This is a genomic window from Microbacterium testaceum (assembly GCF_001476285.1).
Lineage (GTDB): Bacteria > Actinomycetota > Actinomycetes > Actinomycetales > Microbacteriaceae > Microbacterium > Microbacterium testaceum_B.
The window spans coordinates 138298-162428 of record NZ_LDRU01000020.1; the positions used below are offsets into that span (position 1 = coordinate 138298).

Below are 24131 nucleotides of genomic sequence, written 5' to 3' on the forward strand. Positions count from 1 at the left end.
CGGGGGAGGGCACCGATGACCGAGACCACGGCCTCCGCTCCGCCGCCGCCGTCGTCGCTTCGACGGCTCGTTCCGCGCATCTTCTCCCGCGCCGCGCGTCGCGACGACGTCGACAAGCTCCTGCGCACGGTCCGCACGCACCACCCCAAGGGCGATCTCGGCATCATCGAACGCGCCTATGCGGTCGCCGACAAGGCGCACGACGGTCAGAAGCGCCAGAGTGGCGAGCCGTACATCACGCACCCCCTGGCCGTGGCGCAGATCCTCGCCGAACTCGGCCTCGGGCCCAAGGCGATCGCAGCCGCACTGCTCCACGACACCGTGGAGGACACCGGCTACCCCCTCGACGAGCTGGCCGCCGACTTCGGCGACGAAGTCGCCATGCTCGTCGACGGCGTCACCAAGCTCGACAAGGTCAAATACGGCGACAGTGCGCAGGCCGAGACGGTCCGGAAGATGATCGTCGCGATGTCGAAAGACATCCGCGTGCTCCTCATCAAGCTGGCCGACCGCCTCCACAACGCTCGTACGTGGGGCTTCGTCCCCCCGCACAAGGCAGCGAAGAAGGCCACCGAGACCCTCGAGATCTACGCGCCGCTCGCGCACCGTCTCGGCATCCAAGCCATCAAGAGCGAACTGGAAGACCTCTCGTTCGCCGTGATGCATCCGAAGCTCTACGCCGAGATCGAGAGCCTGGTCAAGCAGCGCACCCCGCAACGCGAGCAGTACGTGCAGAACGTGATCGACGCCGTCGACGCCGATCTCCGCGAGCTCCGCGTGCGCGGTCGCGTCATGGGCCGGCCGAAGCAGCTGTACTCCGTCTATCAGAAGATGGTCGTGCGAGGTCGCGAGTTCGACGACATCTACGACCTCATCGGCATCCGCATCCTCGTCGGCACGGTGCGCGACTGCTACGCGGTGCTGGGCGCGATCCACGCGCGGTGGACCCCGCTTCCTGGGCGCTTCAAGGACTACATCGCGACACCGAAATTCAACCTCTACCAGTCGTTGCACACGACGGTGATCGGTCCCGGCGGGCGCACGGTCGAGATCCAGATCCGCACGCACGAGATGCATCAGCAGGCCGAGTTCGGCGTGGCGGCGCACTGGAAGTACAAAGAGCGCATGGCGGGCGGAAAGGCGGATGCCAAGGCCGTCGACGCCGACATGGCGTGGATCGCGCACATCTCCGACTGGCAGGCCGAGACCGCCGACCCGGGGGAGTTCCTCGATTCGCTGCGCTTCGAGATCGGCGCGAAAGAGGTCTACGTCTTCACCCCGAAGGGCCGGGTCATCGGGCTGCCCGCGGGAGCCACGCCGGTCGACTTCGCGTACGCAGTGCACACGGAGATCGGGCACCGCACGATGGGTGCGAAGGTCAACGGTCGTCTGGTGCCGCTCGAGACGGCCCTCCAGAGCGGCGATGTCGTCGAGGTCTTCACGTCGAAGAACCCCGACGCGGGTCCGAGTCAGGACTGGCTCGGATTCGTCAAGAGCACCCGCGCGCGCAACAAGATCCGCGGGTGGTTCACGAAGGAGCGCCGCGAAGAGGCGATCGAGCAGGGGAAGGACTCCATCGCCCGCGCGATGCGCCGGCAGAACCTGCCGCTGCAGCGCTTGATGAGCCAGGACTCGTTCACCGAGGTGGCGCGACAGTTCCACTACGAGGACGTCTCAGCGCTCTACGCTGCGGTCGGGGAAGGCCACGTCTCGACGCAGTCGGTGATCGAGAAGGTCACCGCGCTGGTCAGTGAGGAAGACACCTCGACCGGTCCGATCGACCTGCCGCAGGTCGGTCGCCGTCGCACCCCGCGCAACAGCGATTCGGGCGTTCTCGTCCGCGGAGCCCCCGACATCCTCGTCAAGCTCGCGAAGTGCTGCACCCCGGTGCCGGGCGATGACATCGTCGGATTCGTCACGCGCGGCAGCGGCGTCTCCGTGCACCGCGGCGACTGCACGAATGTGAAGTCGCTGAAGGAAGATCCCGACCGGCTCATCGACGTCGAGTGGGCGCCGACCACGAAGAGTCTGTTCCTCGTCCAGATCCAGGTCGAGGCGCTCGATCGCTCCGGACTGCTGAGCGATGTCACGCGCGTCCTCAGCGAGCACCACGTCAACATCCTGTCGGCGACCGTGTCGACCTCGAACGATCGTCTCGCGTTGAGCAAGTTCGTCTTCGAGATGGGCGACACCGTGCACCTCGATCGGGTCCTGAATGCCGTGAGACGCATCGACGCCGTCTACGACGTCTACCGCGTCACCTCGTCGTGACGCTCGCCGCTTCCTAGCCTTCCACGCGTCGTCGGGGGCGGGTCGTCGCCCGAGGCGTCTTCGTGCGCGGCATCCCCAGGCAGCGCGTCGGCGAGCATCATGCCGTCGAGGACATCGAGGGCGCGACGACCGTAGGGGACCCGGGGTCGGTCGAGGATCCACTGTCTCGCCTGCTCCGCGAGAGCGGGGTCGGAGCGGGCCCACTGGGCCGCCGCCTCGTGGTGCCCGAGGCGCGAGAGATCGGCGAGCGTGCGTGTCGGCGTCGCCACGGCCACCCCTCCGATCTCGACGACATCGACGGGATCGAGCAGGACGTCGTGGTACACCACCCGACCGGCTCCCGCCATCCGCGCACGTCGACCGCTCGCACGTTGAAGGTGGTGCGGGTAGGGCTCTGCCAGCGCGCCACCGTGGACCCACGCCGCGCTCAGGCGCACCGCCGCGAGACGCTCGCCCGTGAGGGGGCCCAGGCTGCGTGCTCGCATCCACGTCGTCTCGGCCGCGTCCGCCGGCATGTACCCCTCGCCGATGGCGACCAGGACGCCGTCGAGGCACGCCGCCGTGAGTTCGGCAAGCGAGAGACGCTCGCCCGGGAAGAACAGAAAAGGCGACACCATCACGTCAGTCTGACGCGAGGGTGTCGCCCGTTCCCGCCGAAGCGGGAATCTGTGGAGAAGTGATCAGCCGCCGAGGGCGCGCAGCCAGCCACGGCGCGCTTCGAGCGCCTCGGACGCCTGGGCGGCCGCGCGCTTGTCGCCCCGCGCCTCCGCCCCGGCCAGCTCGGACTCGAGCTTCGCGATGGCATCGGTGATCTGGCGCGTCATGTCGTTCGCGCGCGCCTTCTGCTCGGGATCGTTGCGCTTCCAGTCCGCGTCCTCGCGCGTGCGCACGCTCTGCTCGATCTTGCGGAGCTCGTCGTCGAGACCGCGCTCGACGTCGCGGGGGAACACGCGGCCGATCTCGTCCCACTGTCGCTGGATGGCGGTGAGGCGCTGACGAGCCGTCCCGAGGTTCTTCTCGTCGACGATGGGCGCCGCCTGCTCGAGGAGAGCGCGCTTCTGCTCGATCTTCTCGCGAGAGGCTTCGATGTCGGCGGCCTCGCGTTCCCCGCGGGCGCTGTAGAGCGCGTCGCCCGCGGCCTTGAAGCGTGCCCACAGCGCGTCGTCGACCTTACGACCAGCGCGCCCGGAGGCCTTCCACTGGTCGAGAAGGTCGCGGTACGCGCCGATGCCGTCCTCGCCACGCGGGGCGAGGGCCTCGGCGCGCTCCACGAGACGCGTCTTCGCATCGCGCGCGGCCTTGTGGGTTTCATCGAGTGCCGAGAAGAACTCGCGACGGTGACGGTCAAAACTCGCGCGCGCGTCACGGAACCGGCGCCAGAGCTGCTGTGCGGTGGATTTCGGCAGACGGGGACCGTTCTGCTGGTGCGCCTGCCACCGGTCGAAGAGCGCCGACATCTCGGCGGTGCTCTGCTTCCACTGCACGGTCTGCGGGTCGCGGGCGGCGAGGGCCTCGGCCTCCTCGACGATGACCGTGCGCTCACGCACCGCCTCCGCCACGGCCTCCTTGGCCGCTACGGCCTCGGTCTCGCTCGCCTCCGCGAGCTCGGCGGTCAGGACGTCGATGCGCGAGACGAGGGCCGCGAGGTCGCCGACGGCAGCAGCGCCGTCGAGCTTCGCCCGGACGCTCAATGCGGTGGTGCGCAGGTCGGACGCCGAGGCGCCGCCACGACGGTGACGGACCTCGAGCAGGGTCACCTCGCTCGCGAGGTCGGCGAACTTGCGCTCGAAGTAGGCGAGCGCTTCGGCCGGGGTGCCGTCGGGGTATTGACCCACGACACGCCATCCCTCGGCCTCGCGCACCGAGACCGTGCCTTCGTCGTCGACGCGGCCCCACGGCTCGCTCGGCGCCGCAACGCGAGCTCCCGGACGCGGGCCGGGGCGCGGCGACGGCGCCGGAGTCGGCGAGGGGACGGCCGGAGCAGCGACAGGAGCTTCAGCGGCATCCGCGTCGGTCGTCTCGGCGACGTCGTCGGGACCTTCCGCGGGCGCCGCGGTCTCGGTGGCGGACGCACCGGTCTCCTCGGCGGGAACGTCGGCGGGATCAGTGGCCGCCGCGGATTCGTCGGGCGAGACGGTCGTCTCGTCTGCGGGCACCAGTTCGTCGGCTGCGTCGCTCGAGTCGTGCGAGCCGGCGGTGTCGGGGGAGGAAGCGGAAGTCATGGGAAGAGCACCTCATCGCGGCGAAGCCGCCTGGGGGAGAAGGACGATCCCGAGCCTAGTACGCCCGACCGGGACATGAAGGGGGTCAGGGTGTCGGTGACGCCGTCGGCTCCAGCTCGGGCAGAGGAGTATCGGACGGTGTCGACGTCGACGGGGTGTCGGTCACGCTCGGGGCAGGCGCCGGCGCTCCCGGGCCCGCGACGAAGTACACGGTCTGGACGGCGACGGCGCCCGCGATCACGAGGAGTCCGACGACGATCGCGACGATGTTGTCCCGTCGGCGGCGCTGCCCCTGACGCCGATGCAGTTCCTGCCGCGCCTGGTACACGCGAGCCCGCTCGCGCTGCTCGCGGCTCTGCCGGTCTTTCCCGCCCGTCGCCACATCGACCTCCTCCGGCCGCCGAGCGACCGCCCCCGATCCTACGCAGCGCCGGCGGAGGCCCACAAAAGAGCGACGCCGGTGTCGGTGGCCCCGGCTAGCCTGGATCGGTGCCCGCTTCCTCCGCCCTCTTCCAGGGCCAGACCCCGCTCGCTGTCCGCATGCGGCCGACGAGTCTCGACGAGGTCGCGGGCCAGAGTCATCTCCTCCGTCCGGGGTCGCCGCTCGTCACCCTCGCCACCACCGACTCCTCGGCATCCGGGTCCGCCGTCTCGGTGATCCTGTGGGGCCCTCCCGGAACGGGGAAGACGACGCTCGCCCAAGCCATCGCGCGGTCCTCGGGACGACGCTTCGTCGAGCTGTCGGCGATCACCGCCGGCGTGAAAGACGTCCGCGAGGTGATGCAAGAGGCCCTCACCCAGCGCGACCTGTACGGGCAGTCGACGATCCTCTTCCTCGACGAGATCCACCGCTTCACGAAGGCCCAGCAGGACGCGCTCCTGCCCGGGGTCGAGAACGGTTGGGTCGTCCTGATCGCCGCGACCACCGAGAACCCCTCGTTCTCGGTGATCTCGCCCCTGCTGTCGCGGTCGCTGCTCCTGACCCTCCGACCCCTCGGTGACGATGACCTCGGGGCGCTCGTCGATCGCGCGGTGACCGATCCGCGCGGGCTCGCCGGCCGAGTCGTGCTCGACGACGAGGCGCGCGCGGCACTCGTGCGGCTCGCCTCAGGAGACGCGCGGCGCGCCCTCACGGCTCTCGAGGCGGCGGCTTCCGTGGCGGGCGACGATGCGGGGCTCGCCGAGACAGCAGAGGACGACGACGATCCGGATGCCGATGCAGCCGCCGCGGCGTCCGAGGTCGCCGACCCGCCCGTCATCACCGCAGATCACATCGCGCAGGCCGTCGACCGGGCCCTGTTGCGCTACGACCGTCAAGGCGACGAGCACTACGACGTCATCAGCGCGTTCATCAAGTCGGTACGCGGATCGGACCCGGACGCGGCGATCCACTACCTCGCACGGATGATCGAGGCCGGAGAGGACCCCCGCTTCATCGCTCGACGTCTCGTGATCTCGGCTGCCGAAGACATCGGCATGGCCGACCCGCAGGCGCTGCAGATCGCCGTCGCGGCCGCCGACGCCGTCGCGTTCATCGGCATGCCCGAGGGCCGGATCCCGCTCGCGGAGGCGACGGTGTACCTCGCGACCACCGCGAAGTCGAACGCCGCGTACAACGCGATCAACGCCGCGATCGCCGACGTCCGCGCGGGCGGCTTCGGGCGCGTCCCGATGCACCTGCGCGACGCTCACTACCCCGGGGCGAAGCGACTCGGTCACGGCAAGGGCTACAAGTACGCGCACGACAGCGAGATCGGCATCGTGACGCAGCAATACCTGCCCGACGAACTACGTGGTCGGCGCTACTACGAGCCCACCAACCACGGGGCCGAGCGCGACGTGTCGGCGCGGCTCGAGAAGATCCGCCGCATTCTCGACGGCGGGTGAATTCCGAGGCGTTCCGGCGGGTTCGGGCTCCTGCCCGTGCCACAGTGTGTGCCCGTGATCGTCCTCCTTGCCGCTGCCGCCGTCTTTGCGCTCGACGTGTATGCCGTCGTGCTCGTCCTGCTTCGGGCCGCCGTCTATCGAGTGCACCTGTACCGTCCGATGCTGGTGAACCTCGGCCTGTCTTTCGTGCCGGTTCCGCTGTCGCTGGTCGCGGGCTTCGGGTTCCTGCTGTTCGTCCACTACCGCAGCCATCCGCTCGAATCCGCCTCCGTGCTCGAGGGGGTGCTCGCGGTGATGGCGCTCGCTCTGCCGACGTGCGCCTGGCTGCTCATGTTCCCCAACTCGGTGTACCTCATCACGGAGCTGAACTTCAGCCATCGGGTCGAGAACACCCCGGTTCCGCTCTGGTACGACATCGTCCAGACGCTGGCGCTGACGTTGTCGGGTATCGCGAACGCGATCCTCAGCCTGGCCCCCCTTCAGATGTTCGTCATCATCGGCCAGCAGAACGGCAACCAGGTCACCGTCGAGAGCTGGGTCTTCTCCGGCGTCGTCATCCTGCTCGGAGCGGTGGGTGTGTACCTCGGTCGGTACCTGCGGTTCAACAGCTGGGACGTGCGGCATCCGGTGTCGATGGCCCGAAAGCTCTCGTCGCACCTGCGGGAGCGCGGCAAAGGGCTGGAGGCCCTCGGCTTCGTCATCACGCACGCGACACTCGTCGCGCTGCTCTACGTCCCGCTGTTCCTCTTCGCATGGGGCTCGTTGGTCGCCGCCGGCCTCTGATAGCATTAATCGGTTCGAAACAGAGTTTTCGGGCATCCCCTCTCTTCTTCACCGACCTTCCGGCGTGCCCCGGCGTGCAGTCCGGATAGGGCGAAGAGAGGCGATACGTCCGTGAGCCGCGAAAGGCGCGGCCACGTCATCGGAAGGAGAACTTCGTGACCACGAAGTCTCAGGACCGCCGCAAGGTGCGTCTGTCGCGCGCCCTCGGCGTCGCACTCACCCCCAAGGCCGCCCGCTACCTCGAGAAGCGTCCCTACGCTCCGGGTGAGCACGGTCGCACCAAGCGCAAGGCTGACAGCGACTACGCCGTCCGTCTGCGCGAGAAGCAGCGTCTGCGCGAGCAGTACGGCATCCGCGAGAAGCAGCTGCGCATCGCGTTCAACGAGGCCCGCCGCACCGACGGCCTGACCGGTGAGAACCTGGTCGAGCTGCTCGAGATGCGTCTGGACGCCCTCGTCGTGCGTTCGGGCTTCGCCCGCACCACCGCGCAGGCTCGCCAGCTCGTCGTGCACCGCCACATCCTGGTCGACGGCCAGCTCGTGGACCGCCCGTCGTTCCGCGTGAAGCCGGGTCAGCAGATCCACGTCAAGCCGAAGAGCGAGGGCCTCGAGCCCTTCCAGGTCGCCGCCGCCGGTGGGCACGCCGAAGTGCTGCCCCCCGTTCCCGGTTACCTCGAGGTCGACCTGTCGACGCTCCAGGCGAAGCTCCTGCGTCGCCCCAAGCGCGCCGAGGTGCCCGTCACGTGTGACGTGCAGCTCGTCGTCGAGTACTACGCCGCCCGCTGAACCCAGCGAGCACACGAGGGGCGTCGGGTTCTCCCGGCGCCCTTCGTCGTTGCAGGTATCGTCCCGCCGCCTTTGGTGGTCGGCTCGTCGCGTGGGTGCGCAGTGTTCATTTGCCCGAGTTGGCCGGCCTTGACTGGCGCCGGCGACCGTTTGCGGCAATCGAACGACGAGAGCATCGGTTCGTTTGCCCGAGATTGTCAGTGCGCCGTCGAGCCGCCGACCATCTTCGGCAAACGAACGCGCAGGCATCGGCCCGGACGGATCTCTCTGGAGCGGCGCACGACGGCCGTCGCCTACGATGAAGGATGCCGCGACCGCGGCGCTGTATCGAGGAAGAAGTGGTGATCGTGAGAAGCCTCGTCTGGTTCGCCTTCGGCATCGTCGGCGGTTTCGTCGCCGCTCACCTGGTGAACAAGGACCCCCGCGGTCAGGAGCTGTTCGCTCAGCTCGATTCCCGCATCAGCGAGTTCACCGATCGCATGAGCGACGCCTACCACGAGCAGGAGACCCGCCTGTCGGAGATCGTCGACGACGTCAAGGGCGTCGCCGCCTCCGCGAGCACGTCCCTCGGTACCGCCGCCGACGCGGCGCGCTCGGCTTCCTCGTCCGACTGACCTTCCGGCATCCCGCCCCCGCCGCAGGGGGAGGGTCCGCACGCCCATCGAAAGATTCGCCATGAAAACCGCCGAGATCGCCCAGCGCTTCCTCGACTTCTTCGAGAAGAAGAACCACACGATCGTCCCGTCGGCCTCGCTCGTCACCGACGACCCGGCCCTGCTGTTCACCGTGGCGGGCATGGTGCCCTTCATCCCGTACCTCAGCGGCGTGGTTCCGCCGCCGTACCCGCGCGCGGCCGACGTGCAGAAGTGCATTCGCACCAACGACATCGAAGAGGTCGGCAAGACGCCCCGCCACGGCACCTTCTTCCAGATGCTCGGCAACTGGTCGTTCGGCGACTACTTCAAGGAAGACGCGATCCGCTTCGCGTGGGAGCTGCTGACCGCGCCGGAGTCCGAGGGCGGCCTCGCCTTCGACCCCAAGGACCTCTGGGTCACCGTCTACGAAGAGGACGACGAAGCTCATGACCTCTGGCTGAAGCTCAGCACCCTGCCCGAAGACCGCATCCAGCGCCTCGGCAAGGACACCAACTACTGGTCCACGGGCCTTCCCGGTCCCGCCGGCCCCTGCTCGGAGATCTTCTTCGACCGCGGCCCCGACTACGGCATCGACGGTGGTCCGGCGACCGACGACGATCGCTACGTCGAGATCTGGAACCTCGTGTTCATGCAGTACGAGATCACGAACGTGCGGTCGAAGTACGACTTCGACATCGTCGGCGAACTGCCCGCGAAGAACATCGACACGGGCATGGGCCTCGAGCGCATCGCGTTCATCAAGCAGGGCGTCGACAACATGTACGAGACCGACCAGGTGCGCCCGGTCCTGGATCTCGCCGCAAAGCTTGCGGGCAAGTCGTACGGTGCCGAGTCGCATGAGGACGACGTCCGCCTGCGCATCGTCGCCGACCACGTCCGTTCCTCGCTCATGCTGCTCGCCGACGGCGTGACCCCCTCGAACGAAGGACGCGGGTACATCCTGCGGCGCATCATGCGTCGCGCCATCCGTTCGATGCGCCTGCTGGGCGTCGAGGGTCCGACCTTCCCGGAGCTGTTCGCCGCGTCGCGCGACGCGATGAAGGAGTCGTACCCGGAGGTCGAGGCCGACTACGCCCGCCTGTCGGCCTACGCGATCGCCGAGGAGCAGACGTTCCTCCGCACCCTCGCCGCCGGATCCGCGATCCTCGACCAGTCGGTGGCCGAGGCGAAGAACGGCGGCGGCACGACGCTCTCGGGCTCCGAGGCGTTCCTGCTGCACGACACGTACGGCTTCCCGATCGACCTCACGCTCGAGATCGCCGAAGAGGCGGGCCTGAGCGTCGACCGCGGCGCCTTCGACCAGCTCATGCAGGAGCAGCGCACCCGCGCGAAGGCCGACGCCCGCGCGCGCAAGGGCGCCATCGCCGATCAGAGCGCCTACCGCGAGTTCCGCGCGCTGGGCGAGACGGTCTTCACCGGGTACACCGAGCTGCAGACGGACTCGAAGGTCCTCGGCATCCTGGTCGACGGTCAGGGCACGGATCGCGCCTCCGCCGGACAGATCGCCGAGGTCATCACGGCCGAGACCGCGTTGTACGCGGAATCGGGCGGCCAGGTTGCCGACAAGGGCACGATCGTGGGACCGGGGTACGAGCTCGAGGTGCTCGATGTACAGCGCCCCGTGCCGGGGCTCATCAGCCACACCGTCGAGGTCACCACCGGTGAGGTGTCGGTCGGTTCGCCCGCCACCACCGTGGTCGACGCCCTCAACCGGCACTCGGCGCAGCAGGCGCACTCCGCGACGCACCTCGTGCACGCGGCGATCCGCGACACCCTCGGCAAGACGGCGACGCAGACCGGCTCGCTCAACCGCGCCGGATACATGCGCTTCGACTTCAGCTGGGGCTCGGCGCTCTCTCCCGAGACACGCACCGAGATCGAGGACATCGCCAACAACGCCGTCCGCGACAACCTCGAGGTCACCACGCGCGTGATGTCGCTCGACGAGGCGAAGGCCGCGGGCGCCATGGCGCTGTTCGGCGAGAAGTACGGCGACACGGTGCGCATGGTCGACATCGGCGGGCCGTGGTCGCGCGAGCTGTGCGGTGGGACGCACGTCTCCCGCAGCTCCGAGATCGGCCTGGTCAACCTCGTCGGCGAGCAGTCGGTCGGCGCCTCGAACCGTCGCGTGGAGGCGCTCGTGGGTCTCGATGCCTTCCGCGACCTCGCGGCGGAGCGCGCGATCGTGTCGCAGCTGTCGACGTCGCTCAAGACACCGCGCGAGCAGCTCACGACCCGCATCGCGGAGCTGGCGGCGAGCCTCAAAGCGGCCGAGAAGAAGATCGCCGCGTTTGAGGCGCAGGCCCTGACCGGTCGTCTGCCCCAGTTGGTCGAGGCGGCCGTCGCCGTCGGCACCGTGCGCGTCGTCGCGCAGAGTCTGGGGGAGGGCGCGTCGGCCGACGACGTGCGCTCGCTCGCCCTGCAGGTGCGAGACCGTCTCGGCAGCGACCCCGCGGTCGTCGCGCTCGCGAGCGTCGCGGGCGGGCGCGCCACGGTCGTCGTCGTGACGAACGAAGCCGCCCGCGAACGGGGCCTGGCCGCCGGTTCTCTCGCGAAGGCCGCCGCCGGGGTGCTCGGCGGAGGCGGAGGCGGTCGTCCCGACGTCGCGCAGGGCGGCGGAACGGATGCCACAGCTCTGCCGCAGGCGCTCGAGGGCATCGTCGCGGACGTGCGGGCGACCACCGCGTGACGGCGTTCCGGCGCGGCATCCGTCTCGGGATCGATGTCGGGCGCGCCCGTGTCGGTGTCGCCCGCTCCGACCCGGACGGAGTGCTCGCCGTGCCGGTCGAGACGGTTCCGCGCAAGGGCGAGCCCGTCCGCCGCATCGCCGCCCTCGCCGCGGAGTACGAGGCGTTCGAGGTCCTCGTCGGCCTGCCGCTGAATCTCCGCGGCGAGGACACGCCCTCGACGACCGACGCCCGCCGGTTCGCGCAGGCTCTCGCCGCCGCGTTGCCCATGCCGGTCCGGCTGGTCGATGAGCGCCTCAGCACCGTGTCGGCGCACGGCGTGCTGAGAGAGGCAGGACGTTCCCAGCGGGATTCTCGTAGCATTGTGGACCAAGTCGCCGCTGTGGTGCTGCTGCAGCAGGCCCTCGACGTGGAGCGACAGTCCGGTGACCCGGCCGGACCCGCCGTCACACCGGGACAGGAGCCCGCCTGACATGCCCGAAAACGACCCCAACGCCAACGACCCCCTCGCCGATCTGTACGGACGCCTGCCCGACCCGCGCGAAGCCGCGTCGGACGGCGCGCGGCGACGGTCGCCGTCGACGGACGAGTCGCCCGCCGCCCCCGGGCCGGACGCACCCGTGTCGCGCCGCGCCGCCCGAGCTGCGCGCGCGCAGACAGGACCCACCGCGGCACAGACCGGTGCGCCCGCTCCGGCGCAGAGCACGGACTCCGTCGCCTCGACGCCCGCCACCCGGACCCCGGCGCCGACGCCGGCGCCGCGCGCTGATGCCGCGACTCCGTCGACGCCCCCCGCCGCGGCACAGCCCGGCCCCACTCGAACCCCCGCAGAGACGGCCCGCCGCGCGGCCGCCGCGGAACAGCCCACCCAGCAGATCCCGACCACGCCCGCCGAGCGCGAGCCCGCTCTCGTCGGCGCAGCGGCTGCCGGGGCGTCGGCCGGACGGACGGCGAGCGACGGCACCGTGCCGAGCGGCTCGCTCGAGGACCTCTTCACCGGTCGCGCCCACACCGATCAAATCGGTGCGGCGACCCCCCGGAAGCCCAAGAAGCGTCGCCGTGCCGGCGGGTGGATCGCCCTCGGCATCGTCCTCGTGCTCATCGGCGGCCTCGTGGGCGGCGGCTTCGCCCTGTGGAACACCTACGGCGACCGGGTTCAGGCGTTCCTCGGCACCGGCGAGCCCCTCGACTACGAGGCGGGCATCGCCAACGGCGAGGCCCGCGTGACGATCGTGGCGGGGGACACCGGCGAGTCCGTCTCTCCCAAGATGTTCGACGCGGGCGTGACCAAGGCCTCCAACTCGCTCTACAAGTACATGGTCGACAATTCGGTCGGCTTCACCTTCCAGCCGGGCGTCTACAAGCTGCAGAAGCAGATGACGTCCGAGGCCGTCATCGCCGCACTCCGCGACCCGGCGAACCGCCTCGACAACTCCGTGCAGCTGCGCGAGGGCCTCACGCTCACCCAGTCGCTCGACGTGATCTCGGAGCAGACGGGCATCGCGCGCGCCGACCTCGACGCGGCCGTCGCCGATCCGTCGCAGTACGGGGTCTCCGCCTCGTCGCTCGAGGGATGGATCTTCCCCGCCACCTACGACTTCGACGAGGGCGTCGCCGCGAAGGACGTGATCGCGCGCATGGTCCAGCGCACGGTGCAGTCGCTGGACCAGGCCGGGGTGCCCGAGAGCGACCGCGAGCGGATTCTGATCATCGCGTCGATCATCGAACGCGAGGCGCGCAACCCCGACGACTTCTACAAGGTCTCGCGCGTGATCGAGAACCGCCTGCAACCCGACAACGACGAGACGCACGGTCTGCTGCAGATGGACTCGACCGCGCAATACGGCGTCGGTGAGATCGGCGCGGGCAGCTCGTCGTCGTCCGAGAACGCGCTCACCAGCGACAACCCGTGGAACACCTACATCCACCCGGGTCTGCCCGTGGGTCCGATCGCCAACGCGGGCGACCTCGCGATCGACGCGGCCATGCACCCGGTCGACGGACCGTGGTACTACTTCACGACCGTCAACCTCTCGACGGGAGAGACGGTCTTCTCGGCGACGTACGCCGATCAGCTCAAGGCCGTCGACCAGTTCCAGCAGTGGTGCCGCGACAACCCCGACGGCGGATGCTGAGCGCCGACCGGCTCGCCGTCTGGGGAGACCCGATCGATCACTCGCGGTCGCCGTCGCTCCACGCGGCGGCGTACCGCGAGCTGCGGCTGTCCTGGACGTACGGGCGACAGCGAGTGACCGAGGCGGAGTTCCCCGCCCGCCTGAGCGAGTTGGACGGCACCTGGCGAGGGCTCTCGCTCACGATGCCGTTGAAGAACGTCGCCTGCAGCGCGGCTGTCGAGCTCGACGACGCCGCGCTGCGTACGGGCGCCGTGAACACCTACCTCCTCACCGCGGAGGGTCCTCGCGGGTTCAACACCGACGTCGGCGGGCTCGCACGTGCTCTGCACGAGGCGGGTGTCGGCGAACCGCGAGCCGCTCGGATCCTCGGAGCCGGTGCCACGGCGACCTCCGCGGTCCTCTCCCTGGCCCAGCTCGGCACTCGGCGCGTGGAGGTGGTGGCCCGACGTCCCGAAGCCGTCATCCCGCTGCGCGCCCTCGGGGAGTCGGTCGGCGTCGAGATCTCGCGGGCGTCGTTCGACGATCCCCGGATGCCATCACCCGTCGATGTGACCATCGCGGCTCTCCCGGGAAAGGTCGACGTGGGTCCCGGCATCCGTCCCTTCGCCGAGAACGGCGGGCTCCTCGTCGACGTCGTCTACGGCAACTGGCCGACCGCCCTCGCCGAGCAATGGCGCGTCGCGGGGAACGAGGCGATCAACGGGCTGCCGATGCTGCTGCACCAGGCGCTGCTGCAGGTGCGCATCTTCGTCGGCGGCGATCCGGCCGTTCCCCTCGAACGCGAGAACGCCGTGCTGGCCGCGATGCGCATCGCGCTCGTGGGAGACTAGACGAATGCTTCGCGTTCTCACGGCCGGCGAGTCCCACGGCCCCGAACTGATCGCCCTCATGGAGGGGATGCCGGCGGGCGTTCCCATCTCGTCCGCGCAGATCCGCGCGGAACTCGCGCGTCGTCGCCTGGGCTACGGCCGTGGCTCGCGCATGAAGTTCGAAGAAGACGAGCTGACGCTCTCGACGGGCATCGTGCACGGCTACACGATCGGCAGCCCCATCGCCCTGCGCATCGGCAACACCGAGTGGCCGAAGTGGACCGAGGTCATGAGCCCCGAGCCCGTCGAGCTCTCCGACAAGTCGCGCGGCCGCGGCGCGGCGCTGACGCGTCCGCGTCCGGGTCATGCCGACCTCGTCGGCATGCAGAAATACGGCTTCGACGAGGCCCGGCCGATCCTCGAGCGCGCTTCCGCTCGCGAGACCGCCGCGCGCGTGGCCCTCGGCGCCATCGCCCGCTCGTTCCTCGGCGAGCTCGGCATCCGGCTCGTCAGCCACACGCTCTCTATCGGACCCGTTCGCGTCCCCGATGACGCCGCGATCCCCACGCCCGACGACGTCGATCTCCTCGATGCCGATCCGCTGCGGTGCTTCCACCCCGCGACGAGCGACGCGATGGTCGCCGAGGTCGACGACGCCAAGAAGGCGGGCGACACCCTCGGCGGTGTCGTCGAGGTGCTCGCCTACGGCCTGCCCCCGGGGCTCGGCTCGCACGTGCAGTGGGACCGTCGACTGGATGCCAAGCTCGCCCAGGCGCTCATGAGCATCCAGGCGATCAAGGGCGTCGAGGTCGGCGACGGCTTCCTCACCACCACGCGCCGTGGGTCGCAGGCGCACGACGAGCTCTTCGCCACCGAGGAGGGCATCACGCGTTCGTCCGACCGCGCCGGCGGTACCGAGGGCGGAATGTCGACCGGCACGGTGCTGCGCGTGCGCGCCGGCATGAAGCCGATCGCCACGATCCCGAAGGCGCTGCGCACCGTCGACGTCGCGACCGGCGACACCGCGGCGGCGCACCACCAGCGCTCCGACGTCTGCGCGGTCCCCGCGTCGGGTGTCGTCGCCGAAGCGATGGTGGCCATCACGCTCGCCGACGGCGTGCTCGAGAAGTTCGGTGGCGACAACATCGTCGAGACGCGTCGCAACCTCGAGTCGTACCTCGCGAACCTCCCCGAGACGCTGCGCACGAGCGACGCGTCCGACGCCGCGCTGCTCGCGCATGACCCCGCCTGAGCCGGTGGAGCACGCGACGACGACCCCGGATGCCGGGACCTCGGCCGTCGTCCTCATCGGACCGATGGGCGCGGGCAAGACGAGCGTCGGGCGCCGCGTCGCGCGCGCCCTCGGCACGCCGTTCACCGACACCGACAAGCTCGTCGTCCGCGACCACGGCCCGATCCCGGCGTTGTTCCGAGCCCACGGCGAGCCCCACTTCCGCGCCCTCGAGCGCGAGGCCGTCGCCGAGGCGCTGAGCCGCGGCGGCGTGGTCGCGCTGGGCGGGGGAGCGGTCCTCGACGCCGTGACGCGCGAGCGGTTGCGAGAGCACCGGGTGGTGCTGCTGACCGTGGCGCCGCACGTCGTGGCATCCCGGATCCACGGAGACGATCGACCGCTCCTCGGCGGGGAGGACCCCGTCGCGCGATGGCTGCGGATCTTCGAGGAACGGCGACCGGTCTACGAGCAGACGGCCGACATCGCATTCGACACCTCGTCGGGCCCGCTCGCGCGGGTCGTCGACGACATCGTGGCCTGGGCACGCCGTGTGCCGGCCGGAGAGACGGCATGACCGACACCACCACCATCAGCGTCGCCGGCGACTCCGGCTACGACATCACGATCGGCCGCGGCCTTCTGGCCTCGCTCGGAGACGTGCTGCCCGCGGGCGCGCAGAAGGTGCTCGTGGTGCACCCGCCGACCCTGGCGAAGCAGGCCGAGGAATTGCGCGCACAGTTGATGGGCGACCGTCAGGTGCTGCTCGCCGAGATCCCGGATGCCGAGGCCGGCAAGCGCGTGGAAGTGGCGGCGTTCTGCTGGCAGGTCATGGGGCAGGCCGACTTCACGCGGACCGACGCCGTCATCGGCTTCGGCGGGGGAGCGGTCACCGACCTCGCCGGCTTCGTCGCGGCGACCTGGCTGCGCGGCGTCGCGCTCGTGCAGGTCCCGACCACCGTTCTCGGCATGGTCGACGCCGCCGTCGGCGGCAAGACGGGCATCAACACCGCGGAGGGGAAGAACCTCGTCGGGGCGTTCTGGCCGCCGGTCGCCGTCGTGTGCGATCTCGACCTGCTCGACACGCTGTCGAAGAACGAAGCGACGGCCGGGTTCGCCGAGGTGGTCAAGGCCGGTTTCATCTGGCATCCGGAGATCCTCGACCTCATCGAGGCTGATCCGTCGGGGATCGTCGACCCGCGCGGTGACGCGTTCCGCCGCTGCATCGAGCTGGCGATCGACATGAAGGCGCGGGTCGTCGGCGAGGACCTGCGCGAGGCAGGGCTGCGCGAGGTGCTCAACTACGGGCACACGCTCGGGCACGCCATCGAGCACGCCGAGCGCTACCGCTGGCGTCACGGCGCCGCGATCTCGGTCGGCATGGTGTTCGCCGCCGAACTGTCACGCCTGGCCGGACGCCTGTCCGACGACGTCGCGCAGCGCCACCGCACGGTGCTCGAGTCGCTCGGCCTGCCGACGACCTATCGCGCGGGCGCGTTCCAGACGCTCAAGGCCACGATGCAGCGCGACAAGAAGAGCCGCGGCAGCATGCTGCGCTTCATCGTGCTCGACGACCTCGCGCGGCCGACGGTGCTGCAGGCTCCGGACGAGTCGCTGCTGTTCGCGGCGTATCAGGAGGTCGGCGCGTAGGTTCCGAGCAGGGCCCGGATGCCATGGCATCCGGGCCCGCTCCCGTACGTCGCACGTACGCCCGGATCCGGAAATGGTCGCCGGATCCGGACGCATCGCGCCGCGGCGTCCGGATCTGCGGAGTGTTTCCGGATCCGCGACACCAGAGGAACGGCCCCGCCTCCCGGAGGAGACGGGGCCGCAGTCGGGCGCGCGGTCAGACCCCCGCGGGGACTCGCTCGTCGTCGCGGAGTCCGAGACGCGCCGTGGGCACGTTCTTCGTCTCGCGGGCGGTGAGGGCGCTGACCGAGGCAATGATCGCGATGACGGCGGTGAAGAGGCTGATGACGACCCATCCACCCGCTCCGCCGCCACCGAGGGCGGCGACGATGCTCGGCGCGAATCCGGCCATGAGGAACCCGAGCTGCGTGCCGATCGCCATGCCCGAGAAGCGCACGCGCGTGCTGAACATCTCGCCGTAGAACGACGGCCACACGGCGTTGGCGGCGGCGTACCCGCACGAGAACGTGAGGACCGCGAGGCCGAAGGTGAGGAGGTCGTTCCCGGCCCCCATCGACAGCATGTAGAACGGCATGAACGCGGCGGACGACAGGGCGCCGTAGATGAAGACGGGCTTGCGGCCGATGCGGTCGGCGAGCTTGCCGAACAGCGGCTGCGTGAAGAGAGCGACGACGTTGGCGACGACGACGAGCCACAGCGTCACGCTCGCGGCGAGCCCGACCTCTTTGCCGTAGGCGATCGCGAGGGTGCCGAAGACCGTGGACACCGCGGCGATGAACGCGCAGAAGATCACGCGGAGCACGTCGCGCCAGTGGTTCTTCAGCAAGGGGACCAGCGGCATCCGGGCGATCTGTCCGGTCTCCTTGGCCTGTTCGAACTCGGGGGTCTCGTGGAGGCTCCGTCGGATGAAGAACGCCACGATCACGACGACGGCGCTCAACCAGAACGGCACGCGCCATCCCCACGAGAACTTGATGTCGTCGGGAAGCGCGACGACGGGGATGAAGACGAGGGCGGCGAGGATCTGACCCCCCTGCGTTCCCGTGAGGGTCCACGAGGTGAAGAAGGAACGACGTCCGTCGGGGGCGTGCTCGAGGGTGAGCGACGACGCGCCCGCCTGCTCGCCCGCCGCCGAGAGCCCCTGGGCTAGGCGGCACAGCACGAGCAGGATCGGCGCGAACCAGCCGATCTGCGCGAAGCCGGGCAGGCAGCCGATCACGAACGTCGACAGGCCCATGAGGAGCAGCGTGAACATCAGCACCTTCTGGCGCCCGATGCGGTCGCCGAAGTGGCCGAGGATGACGGCGCCGACCGGGCGGGCGACGTAGGCGAACCCGAAGGTCGCGAACGACATCACCAGTGCCGCCTGGTCACCCGACGGGAAGAACACCGTGGGGAAGATGAGCGCGGCGGCGGAGCCGAACAGGAAGAAGTCGTAGTACTCCACGGCGCTTCCCATGAAGCTGGCGGCGGCCGCCTTCACGGGAGTCTTCCGCGTCGTTGCGGTGGTGGTCATGGGGCGTGCTCCTTAGCGAGGAATGGCAGGGCTGGCGGGCGCGTCAGCGGCCACCAGGTCGAGGAAGTGGGCGGTCATGCGGTCGGGGTCGGGTCGCGTCCCCGTGATGAGGGCGAACGCGTCAACGGCCTGGTGGACCGCCATACGTCCGCCGCTGAGCGTGCGGCAGCCGCGCTCGCGCGCGATGACGAGGAGTTCGGTGTCGAGCGGGCGGTAGACGATGTCGGCGACCCAGAGGTCGGGGCGCAGCAGCGCGGCGTCGAGGGGGAGTCCCGGGTGCTCGGCCATCCCGACCGGGGTGCAGTGCACGAGGCCGTCGGCGCCGTCGAGCACCTCGCCGAGACGGGTCGGCGTCGCGGTGTCGACGGCGGAGAGCGGATGCCGCGAGCCGAGGTCGTCGGCGAGCGCGGCCGAGCGCGCGGGATCGAGGTCGACGATCGTCAGTCGAGCGGTCCCGAGGCGCAGCAACGCGTCGGCGACAGCGGACCCTGCCCCACCCGCGCCGAGTTGGACGACGTGCCGGGTGGCGGCATCCGGGAGCCCGTCGGTGAACGCGGCGGCGAAGCCGGTCGTGTCGGTGTTGTAGCCGACCCGACCCGCGGGAGTGAAGAGCACCGTGTTCACGGCACCCAGAGCGGCGGCGACGGGGTCGATGCGATCGAGGTGGGCGAGGACGCTCTGCTTGCAAGGGTGCGTGACGTTGACGGCGTCGTATCCGAGGCGTTCGGCCCAGGCCAGCACGTCGCCGATGCGCTCGGGGTCGATGCCGAGCGCGGTGAGGTCGAGCGGGCGGTAGACGTAGGTCAGTCCCAGGGCGCGCGCCTCGGCCATGTGCATCGGCGGGGTGAGCGAGGGGAGGACCCCCGTGCCGATGAGGCCGACGAGGTAGGGGTGCGCGTCGATCACGGTACTCCTTCGTGTCCGTGGGGCGGTTATGTACTAACCGGTACGTTCAGAGGAAACCACGACATGATCGAGCTGTCAACGGCGGAGTTCCGGATGGCGCTGTGGCCCGCTTGCCCGACGTCGGCGGCTTCGGTGTCCAAAACACCCGAAGCAATCCCCGAAGCGTCCGGGTGTTTTGGACACGGAACACTGGCAACCGCGACGCGCGGGCGCGGGGCAACCCGCCGGCGTCGGTCAGCGCGCGGGCGCCGTGCAGGCGCCGGCGTGGATCAGCGCGCGGGCGCCGTGAGCCAGCCGACCACCACGTCGCCGAGAGCGGCGCGGAGGTGCGCACGGCGCTCGGGGGAGGCGAGGTCGACATCGAAGAGGTGCCCGAACGTGTACTGGTTGGCGACCTGGAACACGCAGTACGAGCTGATGACGAGGTGCACGTCGATCGCGTCGACGTCGGAACGGAAGACGCCGGCGGCCCGCCCGCGCTCGAGGATCTCGTCGAGGAGCCCCTTCGCGGGCTGCGACAGCGTCCGCAGGCCCTCGATCTGCCGGATGAACTCGCCGCGGTGGATGTTCTCGATCGCGACGAGACGGATGAACGCCTCGTGCCCGACGTGGTGGTCGAAGGTCAGCTCGGCCAGCGCGCGGATGGCGTCGACGGGATCGGCGTGATCGACGTCGATCGCTCGTTCCGCCTCGCGGATACCGCGGTAGGCCTCTTCGAGGACGGCGCGATAGAGCCCTTCCTTGCCGCCGAAGTAGTAATAGATCATCCGCTTCGTCGTGCGCGTGCGCGCGGCGATGTCGTCGACCCGGGCGCCGGAGAACCCCTCTTCGGCGAAGACCTCGGTCGCGACGGCGAGCAGCTCGGAGCGGGTGCGCTCGGCGTCCCTGCGTGCCTCGGCCATTCGGTCAGACTAGTGGACCCCGTTTGTACCAGATGGTACATTCGGCCGCCATGAGGACCTCGATCGCGACCGTCTGCATCAGCGGGACGCTCGCCGACAAACTCCACGCCTGCGCCGACGCCGGCTTCGACGGCGTGGAGATTTTCGAGCCTGACCTGCTCGCGGCCCCCGAGAGCCCCGAAGAGATCGCGGCCCTGGCCGGACGTCTGGGGCTGAGCCTCGATCTCTATCAGCCGATGCGCGACGTCGAGGGCGTCGACGAAGAGGCGTTCGCCGCGGTGCTGCGGCGGGCGGACGCGAAGTTCCGTCTCATGCAACGGCTCGGCATGGATCTCGTGCTCTGCTGCAGCAATGTCGCCACCGCAACGGTGGACGACGACGACGTCTCCGCCGACCAGCTGCGACGCCTCGGCGACCTGGCGGCGGGGTATGGCATCCGGATCGCTTTCGAAGCCCTCGCCTGGGGGCGTTTCGTCGACGACTACCGCCGCGCCTGGCGCATCGTCGAGCGCGCCGACCATCCCGCGGTGGGCGTGTGTCTGGACTCGTTCCACATCCTCTCGCGCGGGCACGACCTCGCGGAGATCGCCGACATCCCGAGCGAGAAGATCTTCTTCGTGCAGCTCGCCGATGCTCCGCGCCTCAGCATGGACGTGCTCTCGTGGAGCCGGCACCACCGCCTGTTCCCGGGCGAGGGAGACTTCGACCTCGCCGACTTCACGGCCCGCATCGTCCGGGCCGGATACACCGGACCCTGGTCGCTCGAGGTCTTCAACGACACCTTCCGGCAGACCGATGCCCGCCGGACCGCCCGGCACGCACGCCGCTCGCTGCGCTGGCTCGAAGACGCGGTGTCGCGGACCCTGCCGGACGCGCCGCCCGACCTGGAAATGCTCCCGGATTCGGCGGCTCCGTCCGGAATCGACTTCATCGAGGTCAAGGCCGAAGACACCTCGGCGATCGAGGAGTTGCTCGCGCAGCTCGGCTTCACCTCGCGCGGACGCCACCGCACGAAGCCGGTGACCCTGTGGACGGCGGGGGAAGCCCGCGTGATCCTCAACGAGCAGCACGCTCGGGGGTGGGACCCGCGTCTCGCCGCGATCGGGCTCGAGGTCGACGACGCCGAAGCGGTCGATCTCCGCATGAGCGAGCTCGGAGTGCCGCGCGCCTACCGACGCACGTACGCGACCGAGGAGCGTCTCGACGGGGCCGTCGCGCCCGACGGCACCGAGGTCTACTGGGCGCAGGCCGCCGACGAGGGAGAGCCCGCCTGGGTCGCGGAGTTCGAGCACGGCGAACCACGACGCGACACCGCGATCGCGGGCGTCGACCACGTGAGCCTGAGCCAACCGTGGGATGCCATCGAAGAGGCGACGCTGTTCTACACCGCGGGCTTCGCCCTCCGCGTCGACAGCGCGACCGAGGTGCCGGGTCCACGGGGCCTCGTCGCCAGTCGCGTCCTCGTCGCGCCGGGCGGGGGAGTGCGCCTTCCCCTCAACGTCGCCCCGCCGATCCTCGCCGCCGAGCGGGCCGGCGCCGCGCTCCCTCAGCACGTCGCCTTCGTCTGCGACGACGTCCGCGCCGTCGCCCGTGCCGCGAGCACGCGGGGCTTCTCTCCCCTCGAGATGCCCGCCAACTACTACGACGACATCGCCGCACGCTTCGATCTGAGCGCGGCCGACGTCGACGAGTTGCGCGAACTCCACCTGGGCTACGACCAGGATGCCGCGGGCGAATACCTGCACTTCTACACGCGCACGATCGGCGAGGTGTTCTTCGAGTTCGTCGAGCGCGTCGACGCCTACGCGGGCTACGGGGCCGGTACCGCCCCCGTGCGCCTCACCGCGCAGGGACGGCGCTGATAACGTGCCCGACATGACCACGCCCCGCCGCCTGCTGCTCGTCAACGGTCCGAACCTCAACCTCCTCGGCACGCGCCAGCCCGAGATCTACGGCTCCGACACGCTCGCCGACGTCGAGCGGGTGACGACGGAGGCGGCAGCGGAGCACGGCCTCGAGGTGCGCGCGATCCAGAGCAACCACGAGGGCGTGCTGATCGACGCGATCCACGCCGCCCGTCTCGACTGCGCGGGCATCGTGATCAACGCCGGAGGGCTCACGCACACCTCCGTCGCGCTGCGCGACGCCCTGGCATCCGTCGCTCTCCCCGTCGCCGAGGTGCACATCTCGAACATCAAGGAGCGGGAGAGCTTCCGTCACTTCTCGTACATCGAAGACGTCGCCGCCGTGCACGTGATCGGTGAGGGCGTCCCGGGGTACGCGCGCGCCGTGCACCTGCTCGTCGACGTCATCAGCGGCCGCGCGGACGGCTGAGCGCGCTGCTGCCGACCCGCGCGCAGACGACTGGTCGCGCGCGGTCGCCCGCGCCCGAGCAAGGCATCGCGTAGACTCGACCGCTGGGTGTGCGCCAGAGCGCCGCCTCCCCTCACACGAAACGGAACACCGGCACTCATGGCATCCACCGCAGACATCAAGAACGGCGTCGTCCTCAGCATCGACGGTCAGCTCTGGAACGTCGTGGAGTTCCAGCACGTCAAGCCGGGCAAGGGCGGCGCGTTCGTGCGCACCAAGCTCAAGAACGTCATGAGCGGCAAGACCGTCGACCGCACGTTCAACGCCGGCGCTAAGGTCGACATCGAGAACGTCGACCGCCGCGACTTCACGTACCTGTACAACGACGGTGAGGGCTTCGTCTTCATGGACGTCGCCGATTACGACCAGATCACCGTGGGCGCTGCCACCGTCGGCGACGCCGCCAACTTCCTGCTCGAGAACCAGCAGGTGCAGATCGCGCTGAACAACGGCAACCCGCTCTACATCGAGCTCCCGCCGTCCGTCGTGCTCGAGGTCACCTACACCGAGCCGGGTCTTCAGGGCGACCGCTCGTCGGCCGGCACCAAGCCCGCCACCGTCGAGACCGGCTACGAGATGCAGGTTCCGCTGTTCCTCGAGACCGGCACGAAGATCAAGGTCGACACTCGCACGGGCGAGTACCTCGGCCGCATCAGCTGACCTTGTCCGCCCGCACAAAGGCGCGCAAGCGCGCCCTCGACATCCTCTTCCAGGCCGACGTGCGCGGCGAGGAACTGCCGATCATGCTGGCCGCCGAGGCGAAGCGCGCCTCTTCCGAGCCCGACCGTCAGGCGTCCTGGCTGTACGCCCGCGACATCGTCGACGGCGTGATCGACAACCGCGACGCGATCGACGAGCAGATCACCACCTTCGCGAAGGACTGGTCGCTGCAGCGCATGCCCGCCGTCGACCGGGCCCTGCTGCGGATCGGCACGTGGGAGATCCTCTACAACGACGAGGTCCCCACGGCCGTCGCGATCGACGAGGCCGTGGAGCTGGCGAAGGAGTTCTCGACCGACGACTCCGGCTCGTTCGTGCACGGCGTGCTGGCACGGATCGCGCGCTCGTCCTGAGCCCTCTCGACGTGTTCCGACGCGGCCCCGACGTTTCGTCGGTGGCCGCGTCGCGGCGTTTCGGGGTGCGCGGGACGGCGGTGTGTGCGCGCGGTGGCGAGTCGGCGGTGTGCGGGCGCGAGTCGATGGCGTGCGGGCGCGAGTCGATGGCGTGCGGGCGCGAGTCGGCGGCGTGGGCGCGCGACCGCAACTCGCGCATAAACGCGATCCGCGCACAGAAACGCGAGCACAGCGTGTTTCTGTGCGCG

The 24131-nt window shown here is 69.9% G+C and carries 23 protein-coding genes; 17 read left to right on the forward strand and 6 right to left on the reverse strand.

Annotated elements, in window-relative coordinates:
• The first annotated feature begins 15 nt into the window (after positions 1 to 15).
• A complete protein-coding gene (locus NS283_RS04605; RefSeq protein WP_058595698.1) occupies positions 16 to 2271 on the forward strand; it encodes a RelA/SpoT family protein in 2256 nt (751 codons plus the stop codon).
• Here the strand turns inward: NS283_RS04605 and NS283_RS04610 are convergent.
• From NS283_RS04610 to NS283_RS04620, 3 genes are all read right to left on the reverse strand, one after another.
• Positions 2250 to 2888 (reverse strand): hypothetical protein, encoded by a 639-nt coding sequence (locus NS283_RS04610; RefSeq protein WP_058595699.1) that lies wholly within the window; start codon positions 2886 to 2888, stop codon positions 2250 to 2252. The genes NS283_RS04605 and NS283_RS04610 overlap by 22 nt on opposite strands.
• Positions 2889 to 2951: 63 nt before the next feature.
• Complete coding sequence (locus tag NS283_RS04615) at positions 2952 to 4493, reverse strand: DUF349 domain-containing protein (RefSeq protein ID WP_081317256.1); 1542 nt, start codon at positions 4491 to 4493, stop codon at positions 2952 to 2954.
• An 85-nt stretch (positions 4494 to 4578) separates the two neighbouring features.
• The gene (locus NS283_RS04620; RefSeq protein ID WP_058595700.1) at positions 4579 to 4875 is read right to left on the reverse strand and encodes a hypothetical protein; all 297 of its coding nucleotides are present in this window, start codon (positions 4873 to 4875) and stop codon (positions 4579 to 4581) included.
• A 158-nt stretch (positions 4876 to 5033) separates the two neighbouring features.
• On the opposite strand from NS283_RS04620, the gene NS283_RS04625 reads away from it, so the two are divergent.
• The 11 genes from NS283_RS04625 (at position 5034) to aroB (ending at position 17113) form a co-directional block, all read left to right on the forward strand.
• Positions 5034 to 6380, forward strand: a complete 1347-nt coding sequence (locus NS283_RS04625) for a replication-associated recombination protein A (protein ID WP_058595729.1) — start codon at positions 5034 to 5036, stop codon at positions 6378 to 6380.
• 54 nt (positions 6381 to 6434) lie between these two features.
• Positions 6435 to 7163, forward strand: coding sequence for a DUF1361 domain-containing protein (locus NS283_RS04630; protein ID WP_058595730.1), 729 nt, complete (start codon positions 6435 to 6437; stop codon positions 7161 to 7163).
• Between the two features lie 155 nt (positions 7164 to 7318).
• On the forward strand, positions 7319 to 7948 hold the full coding sequence (gene rpsD, locus NS283_RS04635) for a 30S ribosomal protein S4 (RefSeq protein ID WP_058595701.1): 630 nt from the start codon (positions 7319 to 7321) through the stop codon (positions 7946 to 7948).
• Positions 7949 to 8295: 347 nt separating this feature from the next.
• Positions 8296 to 8562: a hypothetical protein gene (locus tag NS283_RS04640; protein ID WP_058595731.1), complete on the forward strand. Its 267-nt coding sequence runs from the start codon at positions 8296 to 8298 to the stop codon at positions 8560 to 8562.
• Positions 8563 to 8623: 61 nt separating this feature from the next.
• The gene (gene alaS, locus NS283_RS04645; RefSeq protein ID WP_058595702.1) at positions 8624 to 11293 is read left to right on the forward strand and encodes an alanine--tRNA ligase; all 2670 of its coding nucleotides are present in this window, start codon (positions 8624 to 8626) and stop codon (positions 11291 to 11293) included.
• The gene (gene ruvX, locus NS283_RS04650; RefSeq protein WP_058595703.1) at positions 11290 to 11763 is read left to right on the forward strand and encodes a Holliday junction resolvase RuvX; all 474 of its coding nucleotides are present in this window, start codon (positions 11290 to 11292) and stop codon (positions 11761 to 11763) included. Before alaS ends, ruvX begins: the two co-directional genes overlap by 4 nt.
• 1 nt (position 11764) lies before the next feature.
• On the forward strand, positions 11765 to 13426 hold the full coding sequence (mltG, locus tag NS283_RS04655) for an endolytic transglycosylase MltG (protein WP_058595704.1): 1662 nt from the start codon (positions 11765 to 11767) through the stop codon (positions 13424 to 13426).
• Positions 13420 to 14256: a shikimate dehydrogenase family protein gene (locus NS283_RS04660; protein WP_058595705.1), complete on the forward strand. Its 837-nt coding sequence runs from the start codon at positions 13420 to 13422 to the stop codon at positions 14254 to 14256. Before mltG ends, NS283_RS04660 begins: the two co-directional genes overlap by 7 nt.
• A 4-nt stretch (positions 14257 to 14260) precedes the next feature.
• Entirely contained in the window at positions 14261 to 15487 is a 1227-nt protein-coding gene (aroC, locus tag NS283_RS04665; protein WP_058595706.1) for a chorismate synthase, read from the forward strand.
• Entirely contained in the window at positions 15474 to 16040 is a 567-nt protein-coding gene (locus NS283_RS04670) for a shikimate kinase (RefSeq protein WP_058595707.1), read from the forward strand. Before aroC ends, NS283_RS04670 begins: the two co-directional genes overlap by 14 nt.
• Complete coding sequence (gene aroB / locus NS283_RS04675; protein ID WP_058595708.1) at positions 16037 to 17113, forward strand: 3-dehydroquinate synthase; 1077 nt, start codon at positions 16037 to 16039, stop codon at positions 17111 to 17113. Before NS283_RS04670 ends, aroB begins: the two co-directional genes overlap by 4 nt.
• A gap of 196 nt (positions 17114 to 17309) precedes the next feature.
• Here aroB and NS283_RS04680 read toward each other — a convergent pair whose 3' ends face one another.
• The 3 genes from NS283_RS04680 to NS283_RS04690 all read right to left on the reverse strand — a co-directional run bounded on the left by NS283_RS04680 (position 17310) and on the right by NS283_RS04690 (position 20437).
• Positions 17310 to 18629: an MFS transporter gene (locus NS283_RS04680; protein WP_058595709.1), complete on the reverse strand. Its 1320-nt coding sequence runs from the start codon at positions 18627 to 18629 to the stop codon at positions 17310 to 17312.
• Between the two features lie 12 nt (positions 18630 to 18641).
• Positions 18642 to 19535, reverse strand: a complete 894-nt coding sequence (locus NS283_RS04685; protein WP_058595710.1) for a shikimate dehydrogenase — start codon at positions 19533 to 19535, stop codon at positions 18642 to 18644.
• 269 nt (positions 19536 to 19804) lie between these two features.
• Positions 19805 to 20437, reverse strand: coding sequence for a TetR/AcrR family transcriptional regulator (locus tag NS283_RS04690; RefSeq protein WP_058595711.1), 633 nt, complete (start codon positions 20435 to 20437; stop codon positions 19805 to 19807).
• A 50-nt stretch (positions 20438 to 20487) separates the two neighbouring features.
• Between NS283_RS04690 and NS283_RS04695 the strand changes: the two genes are divergently transcribed.
• From NS283_RS04695 to NS283_RS19065, 5 genes are all read left to right on the forward strand, one after another.
• Positions 20488 to 22299, forward strand: a complete 1812-nt coding sequence (locus NS283_RS04695) for a bifunctional sugar phosphate isomerase/epimerase/4-hydroxyphenylpyruvate dioxygenase family protein (protein ID WP_058595712.1) — start codon at positions 20488 to 20490, stop codon at positions 22297 to 22299.
• Between the two features lie 13 nt (positions 22300 to 22312).
• Positions 22313 to 22771: a type II 3-dehydroquinate dehydratase gene (aroQ, locus tag NS283_RS04700; RefSeq protein ID WP_058595713.1), complete on the forward strand. Its 459-nt coding sequence runs from the start codon at positions 22313 to 22315 to the stop codon at positions 22769 to 22771.
• Between the two features lie 138 nt (positions 22772 to 22909).
• Positions 22910 to 23470 (forward strand): elongation factor P, encoded by a 561-nt coding sequence (gene efp / locus NS283_RS04705; protein WP_013586614.1) that lies wholly within the window; start codon positions 22910 to 22912, stop codon positions 23468 to 23470.
• Positions 23471 to 23472: 2 nt separating this feature from the next.
• The gene (gene nusB / locus NS283_RS04710) at positions 23473 to 23883 is read left to right on the forward strand and encodes a transcription antitermination factor NusB (protein WP_058595714.1); all 411 of its coding nucleotides are present in this window, start codon (positions 23473 to 23475) and stop codon (positions 23881 to 23883) included.
• 41 nt (positions 23884 to 23924) lie between these two features.
• Positions 23925 to 24131, forward strand: a 207-nt coding sequence (locus NS283_RS19065; RefSeq protein ID WP_206542538.1) for a hypothetical protein, incomplete at its 3' end; no start/stop codon positions are given.